The organism is Kaistella chaponensis (genome assembly GCF_900156725.1).
GTDB classification, from domain to species: Bacteria; Bacteroidota; Bacteroidia; order Flavobacteriales; family Weeksellaceae; genus Kaistella; species Kaistella chaponensis.
This window is the reverse complement of the sequence record NZ_FTOI01000021.1, coordinates 1-7957: the sequence shown is the minus strand read 5'-3', so window position 1 is coordinate 7957 and position 7957 is coordinate 1. Positions and strand designations below refer to the sequence as shown.

The following is a 7957-nucleotide window of genomic DNA, read 5'->3' as shown; positions in this document are numbered from 1 at the left end:
AAGGCTTAATTTAAAAGGAAAGAGCCCGGTACAGTACCGAACTCTTTCCTTTAATAATATTGTTTAATTTTGTCTAAACTTTTGGGTGCAGTCTACAATTCATTGGAAGGTTTTATTCGCCAAATCATCGGTTGGCGCGAGTTTATCCACGGAATGTATTTGTATAAAGGTCGGTTTTCGCGCACTCAAAATTTCTTCAACTTCACCCGAAAAATTCCGAAAAGTTTTTATGATGGAACCACCGGAATTTTGCCCATCGACGAAACCATCAAGAAAGTTTTAAAAACCGGATATTGCCATCACATCGAACGGTTGATGGTTCTCGGGAATTTTATGTTGCTCTGCGAATTTGATCCCAAAGAAGTGTACAAATGGTTCATGGAACTGTTCATCGATGCGTACGATTGGGTCATGGTTCCCAATATTTACGGCATGAGTCAGTTTGCAGATGGTGGAACTTTTGCGACGAAACCTTATTTGAGTGGCTCCAATTATCTCAAAAAAATGAGCGATTATCCTTCCGGCGACTGGGAAAAAATCTGGGACGGACTTTTTTGGAGATTTGTGGGTATTCAAGAAGAATTTTTCAAGAAAAATCAGCGCGTGTCGATGATGCATTATTCCTTCCAAAAAATGGATGAAGACAAAAAGAAAACCCACTTAATCAATGCAAACAAATTTCTGAAAAGCTTAGATGAAGTTTAATTTCCTTTTTAGCAGAACGAAATTTCGGTTTCTTCAGAAGATTTCAACCGCTTTCTATTGCCACTTTTTTATTGGGTTTGTCGCCATCACAAAAAGTATTTTCTCCTCAATCTTAAATAAAGTTCAGATTTGTTTTTTACGCAATCATAGAAGAAATCTATATTCGTTTTCAGCTTTTATCGCTAAAAATGTTCATAATCAGTCACTTATCCACAAATTATTGTTAGTAAGCTGTTAACTTTAACATTATATTCACATACCACAATAGAATATTTTCTTAACTTTACTTTGAAAATAAAGGTTGATATGAAAGCTATACTCTTTGCCGTACCCTTTAAAAATATTTTTAAATTAAATATAAAAATTTAAGAGAAGCATTGTCGGCTTCTCTTTTTTCTTGATGTCTAACTAAAAAATGAGATTTTCCTATCTACTGAATCCGCTTCTAAAGAGCGGATTCTTTTTTTAACCCGACCTGAAAAGTCCTTAAATTTGAGTTGGATTTCAGCTTCATAGTTCAACGGATAGAATAAGAGTTTCCTAAACTTTAGATCCGGGTTCGATTCCCGGTGAGGCTACTTTAGAAGGGGAAAGGAAAAATAAAAAGAACCAAGTTTACCCTTGATTCTTTTCAATATTCAGCCATAAAATTTTTGCCTTTACTTTAAATTTTGGCTCTTTTATTTCTTATCCACCAAAATTCTCTCCTTTCTATTCGCGATTTCCCAAGCAGTGGCGAAAACCAATTGTGCACGTTTTTGTAAAGCTACATAATCAATTTTATCCGCATCATCTGTAGGTTTGTGATAATCTTCATGAATTCCATCGAAGTAAAAAATTACTGGAACTCCGTTTTTCGCAAAGTTGTAATGATCTGAACGATAGTACAATCTATCTTTATCATTTGGATCATCATATTTGTAATTCAACTCTAAATTAGTGGTGCTTTTATTGGCGGTTTCGTTAATTTTCTTAAGTTCAGAACTTAACATTTCCGATCCGATCACGTACACATAATCTTTTCCGCAATTTCCCGCATCACATCTTCCAATCATATCGATATTCAAATCTACCACAGTATTTGCCATGGGAAAAATGGGATTATCTGCATAATATTTCGAGCCTAAAAGTCCGTGCTCTTCACCAGTTACATGCAAAAACAGAATGGAGCGTTTCGGCCCTTTTCCTGATTTTTTTGCCATTTGAAATGCTTCTGCAATTTCCAAAAGCGCTACTGTTCCACTTCCATCATCATCTGCACCATTATAAATTTCGCCGTTTTTCATTCCGACATGATCGTAATGTGCAGAAATCACCAAAACTTCTTCGGGTTTTTCGGATCCTTCAATGAAAGCTAAAATATTTTCGGATTCGGGTAGATTTCCTCTTCTTCCCATTAAAGCTTCCTTCGGAACCGTTTGATAATAGGAATTCATTGATTTCGGATAAGAAACGCCCATTTTTCGGTATTGTTCGATCAAATAGCGACCTGCTTTTTTTTGACCTTCGCTTCCCGTATCACGACCTTGCATTTCATCAGAGGCTACAACGTAAAGATTCGTTTTTAATTCCGCTGAAGTGATGGAATTATAAGATGTCTTAAAAGGTGATCCTGAATAAGAAAGGTTTGCCGCACAACTTTGCAATAATGTGAAGGCAATAATGGGGATAAGAAATTTAGAATTCTTCATGTTTTTATCAATTTTTGAAGTCTAAAGATAAGTGTAATTTTTAGGATAATTCAAAAGGATTTTTGACTAATTTTGGTAAAAAGTAAAAAATGCTCCTCCCCAAAAAGCACTCCGGCTCCGATTTCACCATATTTTCCGAAATGACTGCGCTCGCTCAAAAGCATGATGCCGTGAATCTTTCCCAAGGTTTTCCGGATTACGAAATTGATGAAAGGTTGAAAAAATTTCTGGCAGAAGGAACCGAAAAAAATTTCAATCAATATGCACCGATGTCCGGAAATCCGCTTTTGATCGAAAATTTAATGGAATTTAATCAGCGCAGAAAGATTGAGGTATCCAAAGAAAACATCACGGTTTCACCCGGTGCAACGTATGGAATTTATACCGCTTTAGCTTCAGTGATTAGTTTTGGCGATGAAGTAATCGTTCTGGAACCGAATTACGATTCTTATGTTCCTGCCATAGAAATGAATGGCGGAAAACCGGTCTTTGTGAGTCTTAATGAAATTTTTGAAGTCAATTTTGATGCGCTACAAAAAGCAATTACGGAAAAAACGAAAGCCATTATGATCAATTCACCACATAATCCATCGGGAAAAATCTGGACGAAAAATGATTGGGAAAAACTGTCCCGGATTTTAGAAAATACCGAAATTATTCTTATTTCAGATGAAGTATATGATGTTTTAACATACGATGATCAGGAGTTTTTCAGCGCTTTTCACCACCCGAAACTTAGTGAGCGGTGTTTCAGTATTTTTTCGTTTGGTAAAATGTTTCATCTTACAGGTTGGAAAGTCGGCTACGTTCTGGCTTCGGAAGAACTTTCACTTGCTTATCGCCGTGTTCATCAATATTTAAGCTTTAGTGTAAATGCTCCGGCTCAATATGCTTTGGCAAAATATCTCGAAGTTTTCGATGTAAAAGAGAACATTAAAACCATGCAAAACAAAAGAGATTTTTTTCTTCATCAAATTCAAGATCTCCCATTCACTTTAAATGAAAAAGCAGAAGCGGGTTATTTTCAAATTCTTGATTTCAGCAATATTTCCGATTTATCCGATAAAGATTTCGCCATTTGGCTCACCGAAAAAGCAAAAGTTGCGACCATTCCGGTTTCTGCATTTTATCATGATCAAAAAAACACAGGAAAAGTGAGATTTTGCTTTGCGAAAAAAGAAGAAACGATTTTGAAAGCGGTGGAAAATTTGAAAGCGTTTTTATAAAATTTAGGTTTAAAGATAAATTTTTTCCTCTCGACACCGATTCAAAATATAATTTTTTAGATTTAAAATGGCTTCCTGATATTTCGGCGATTCATAGCCAAAACGATCATGTTCCATTTGCTCTTTTTCCAGATCGTTGCAGCCTTTGATCACTTCCTGCAGCATATCGATCATGGCCAATTCTTTATTGTTTGCTTTCTGAAATTTGAATTCTATGTTTTCGTCCTCCAGTTCGTCACAATATTCCAAAAGTTCGATTACTTCTGGCTCTTCAAGTAAAGTCGGATTGTTTTTAAATAGATCTCGTGTAGATTTCATCAAAAAAAATTTAGGGGTTGCTTTAGTTTTAACAAATTTATAAATTATCCTTTAGATTTCTAAGCACGATGATTTGCTGTTTAATTTAATGCTGGAAAAAACAGTTCTCTAATTCAAACTTTATCTTTCTCCACCACCATTTTATTCCGCGGTAAACCAATTTCGTGTTCCTGTGGATAAGGATTTCTCGTCGTCATGCTCACATCTTCATTGATTTTTTTGTGGATTTCATAACTTTTTTCCTGATCTTCGGCATACCGTGGATCGGGAATAAAAGGCATTTTCGCCATCTTGAAAATCGTGATCGTGGGGAAATGAAAATCAACTTCTACCATTCCCAATAGCAAATAACAACCACCTCCCTGAAACGGATATTGCTGCAAATTATCCGGAAAATGCGCCGTGTCGAAAAAGTTTCCTTCCGCATCGATCCAGGTTCCGAAAAACATGGTTCCTTTTTTCGTTGGAACGTGTTTTCGGGAAATCAAATACGCCAACATTCGCACCTGTCGTTTATGATATTTCGGCAAATGTCTTGCCATGATGATACTGCGATATTTCGTCTGTAACAGATCAAACGGACTGCAGGAAACGGAAAATCCGAGAATTTCGATCTCGTCAAAAGCATCTTCGAAACGGTTTCTTTTCAAAGTCGGAAGTTCATATTCCTGAACCGGCGTTTCAAAAAAAGTCGGCAATCGATATTCCGGTTTAAAATGAATCATCAACAATCTGGCTTCGATCAACAGTTCATTTTTTGGTTTTCCTGTAAACCGAAAAGCACCCACAAAAATCAAGGTCTGCAACGTTTCAATCCCGACCGGAACGCGTTTGATGAAGTTTTCCAAGGAAATATAATCACCATTTTTTTCTCTTTCTTCCGGAATAAAATTGGCGATTCTGCTTTCGAGCTTTTCAATGTGCATGAAACCTAAAAAAACATCTTCTCCATAAACCGTGGTTTCGAATAAACTTTGATTCACACACGGATTATGAATTTTTCCACCACCCATTCTGCATTCATGAACATAGACTTCGGTGCGGTAAAATCCACCGCCATTATTGATCGCAGAAACCATAAATTCTATGGGGAAATTGACCTTTAAATACAAACTTTGATAACTTTCTACGGCATAAGAAGCGGAATGCGCCTTGCAAAAAGAGTAACCCGCAAAAGACTCGATCTGCCGATACACTTCTTTGGACAACTGTTCCGGATGACCTTTGCTTGCACAGGATTTAAAAAAATTGTCCCGAACTTCCTGTAATTTCTGAATCGACCTGCTTTTTCCGCTCATCGCCCTTCTTAAAACATCGCCGTCATCCGCAGAAACGCCGCCAAAATGCAAAGCGATCTTGATCACATCTTCCTGATAAACCATAATTCCGTAAGTTTCGCCGAGTTGTTCTTTAAAAACATCGTGGAAATATTCGAATTTCGTGGGATTATTATGTCGGAAAATATATTCCTTCATCATCCCACTTTTCGCCACACCAGGACGAATAATAGATGAAGCTGCAACCAAAGTTTTGTAATCTTCACATTTCAAACGTCGAAGCAAACCTCTCATCGCCGGACTTTCAATATAAAAACATCCGATCGTTTTTCCGATGCTTAAATAATCATTGCAATCTTTATCATTTTTAAAAAGCGTGGTATTTTGAATATCGATGGAAATTCCCTGATTTTTCTTAACGAGCTCCAAAGTATCTTTAATGGTTCCCAAACCGCGCTGAGAAAGGATATCAAATTTTTCGAAACCAATATCTTCTGCCACATTCATGTCAAACTGCACGATTGGGAAACCTTTCGGCGGCATTTCCAAAGCGGTATAATTGGTGATCGGTTCCTGAGAAATTAGAATTCCACAGGAATGCATGCTGCGTTGATTCGGGAATTTTTCCAGCAACATTCCATATTTCTGCACGAGTTTTACGACTTTATTATCATCATGAGTTGCCATGGGATTTTTCGCCAAAACATCGAGTTCTTCTTTCGGCAAACCAAAAGCTTTCCCCACTTCCCGAAAAATGGAGCGGTACTTAAACTCGACATTCGTTCCACAAAAAGCCACATATTCTTTTCCGTATCTTTTAAAAATATACGTCAGAATTTCATCGCGTTCGCGCCAACTCCAGTCGATATCAAAATCGGGCGGATTATTTCGGTTTTTATTCAGAAAACGCTCAAAATAAAGATTGAGTTCGATGGGACAGATTTCTGTAATTCCAAGCAAATAACTCACAATGCTGTTTGCGCCACTTCCACGACCAACATGCAGAAAACCACGACTGTTGCTGTATTTCACAATATCCAAAGTAATCAGAAAATAGCCTGCAAAATCCATTTCCGTGATGACTTTCAATTCTTTTTCAATACGGTCGATGACGATTTGGTTTTTTTTCGGATATCTTTTTTGCAAACCATCATACGCGAATTTTCTTAAAAGTGCATCGTCGTTTTTTTTATTTTGGGTGAAATAAATTTTGTTTTTCGGGGTTTTAAAATCAAAATTAAAGGAACACTGCTCTAAAATAGCGTTCGTATTTTCAATAATTTTCGGATGATTTCTAAATTGTTCTGCAATCATTTCTACCGACTGAAAAACTTCATTCGGGGAACAGCAATCCTTTTCCGAGAGTTTTGAAATCAGCGTATTTTCATCGATTGCACGTAAAATCCGGTGCAGATTAAATTCTTTTTTCGTCTTAAAAGTAATCGGATGCAACACGACCATTTTCTTTAAAAACTTTTGCCATTCTGGTCTTATCAAAAGATTCAACTCTTCATTCCGAACGCCTATAAATTCATTTTCTTTTAAATTTTCCGGAATATTTTGAAGCGGATAAATGACAAATACATTCTGAAAATCGGGAGAAACCTGCGGAAGTTCGGCGCCATCGCAATTGTGGTTGGTCAAGAGACGGTTGATTTCGGCAATTCCGGTTGCGTTTTTTGCGATGGTAATATAAAGGAGTTTGTTTTCTTTCCGAATTTCTACGCCAACAATGGGTTTGATGCCGAATTTTTCACATTCTTTTTTAAAATCATAGATCGCCGTAACCGTATTGATATCCGTCAAAACCAAATTTTTTGCACCGGAATCGGCGGCTTGCTTCACGAGTTCTTCAACTGATAAAGTGCCGTAACGGAGGCTGTGAAAAGTGTGGGAATTGAGGAACATGGATTGAATTATGAATTATAAATTTTAGATTTTAGATTTTAGATTATAAATTTTAGATTCCGAATTTTAACGCAAAGACGCAAAGGTTTTGGACAAAAACATTCTTTAAAAATTACGTACGCAAAGGCGTTTCACTTAGCAAAGCAAAATTTCAGTTTGCTTTTTTCGTCTTTTGAATAACTTAAAAAAGACAAAAACTTTTGTGCCTTTTGTGGTTAAATGTTTTTTTTTAACGCAAAGACTCAAAGCTTTTGGACAAAAACATTCTTTTTAAATTACAGTCGCAAAGGCGTTTCACTTAGCAAAGCAAAATTTCAGTTTGCTTTTTTCGTCTTTTGAATAACTTAAAAAAGACAAAAACTTTTGTGCCTTTTGTGGTTAAATGTTTTTTTTTAACGCAAAGACTCAAAGCTTTTGGACAAAAACATTCTTTTTAAATTACAGTCGCAAAGGCGTTTCACTTAGCAAAGCAAAATTTCAGTTTGCTTTTTTCGTCTTTTGAATAACTTAAAAAAGACAAAAACTTTTGTGCCTTTTGTGGTTAAATGTTTTTTTTTAACGCAAAAACGCAAAGCTTTTGGACAAAAATATTCTTTAAAAATTACGGTCGCAAAGGCGTTTCACTTAGCAAAGCAAAATTTCAGTTTGCTTTTTTCATCTTTTGAATAACTTAAAAAAGACAAAAACTTTTGTATCTTTTGTGGTTAAATGTTTTTTTTAACGCAAAGACGCAAAGCTTTTGGACAAAAACATTCTTTAAAAATTACGTACGCAAAGGCGTTTCACTTAGCAAAGCAAAATTTCAGTTTGCTTTTTTCATCTTTTGAATAAC

Annotated in this window: 5 protein-coding genes and 1 tRNA gene; 3 read left to right on the top strand and 3 right to left on the bottom strand. The window is 36.1% G+C overall.

Features of this window, described 5'->3' with window-relative positions; translation table 11 throughout:
• Positions 1–69 precede the first annotated feature (69 nt).
• Positions 70–705: an FAD-binding domain-containing protein gene (locus BW932_RS13935; RefSeq protein WP_245820751.1), complete on the top strand. Its 636-nt coding sequence runs from the start codon at positions 70–72 to the stop codon at positions 703–705.
• Positions 706–1211: 506 nt separating this feature from the next.
• Positions 1212–1283 (top strand) — tRNA-Arg (locus BW932_RS13930).
• Positions 1284–1385: 102 nt separating this feature from the next.
• On the opposite strand, the gene BW932_RS13925 is transcribed toward BW932_RS13930, so the two are convergent.
• On the bottom strand, positions 1386–2396 hold the full coding sequence (locus BW932_RS13925) for a M28 family metallopeptidase (protein ID WP_076388648.1): 1011 nt from the start codon (positions 2394–2396) through the stop codon (positions 1386–1388).
• Between the two features lie 89 nt (positions 2397–2485).
• Here BW932_RS13925 and BW932_RS13920 point away from each other — a divergent pair, with 89 nt between their 5' ends.
• Positions 2486–3622 (top strand): methionine aminotransferase, encoded by a 1137-nt coding sequence (locus BW932_RS13920; RefSeq protein ID WP_076388646.1) that lies wholly within the window; start codon positions 2486–2488, stop codon positions 3620–3622.
• A gap of 9 nt (positions 3623–3631) precedes the next feature.
• Here BW932_RS13920 and BW932_RS13915 read toward each other — a convergent pair whose 3' ends face one another.
• Both BW932_RS13915 and BW932_RS13910 read right to left on the bottom strand, forming a co-directional pair.
• Entirely contained in the window at positions 3632–3940 is a 309-nt protein-coding gene (locus BW932_RS13915; protein ID WP_076388644.1) for a hypothetical protein, read from the bottom strand.
• A gap of 113 nt (positions 3941–4053) precedes the next feature.
• A complete protein-coding gene (locus BW932_RS13910; protein ID WP_076388642.1) occupies positions 4054–7125 on the bottom strand; it encodes a DNA polymerase III subunit alpha in 3072 nt (1023 codons plus the stop codon).
• Between the last annotated feature and the right edge of the window lie 832 nt (positions 7126–7957).

What these genes read in the sequence shown, in the direction of transcription:
- BW932_RS13925 (WP_076388648.1), bottom strand. Translation starts at nt 2,396, where the DNA reads ATGAAGAATTCTAAATTTCTTATCCCCATTATTGCCTTCACATTATTG.
- BW932_RS13920 (WP_076388646.1), top strand. Translation starts at nt 2,486, where the DNA reads ATGCTCCTCCCCAAAAAGCACTCCGGCTCCGATTTCACCATATTTTCC.
- BW932_RS13915 (WP_076388644.1), bottom strand. Translation starts at nt 3,940, where the DNA reads ATGAAATCTACACGAGATCTATTTAAAAACAATCCGACTTTACTTGAA.
- BW932_RS13910 (WP_076388642.1), bottom strand. Translation starts at nt 7,125, where the DNA reads ATGTTCCTCAATTCCCACACTTTTCACAGCCTCCGTTACGGCACTTTA.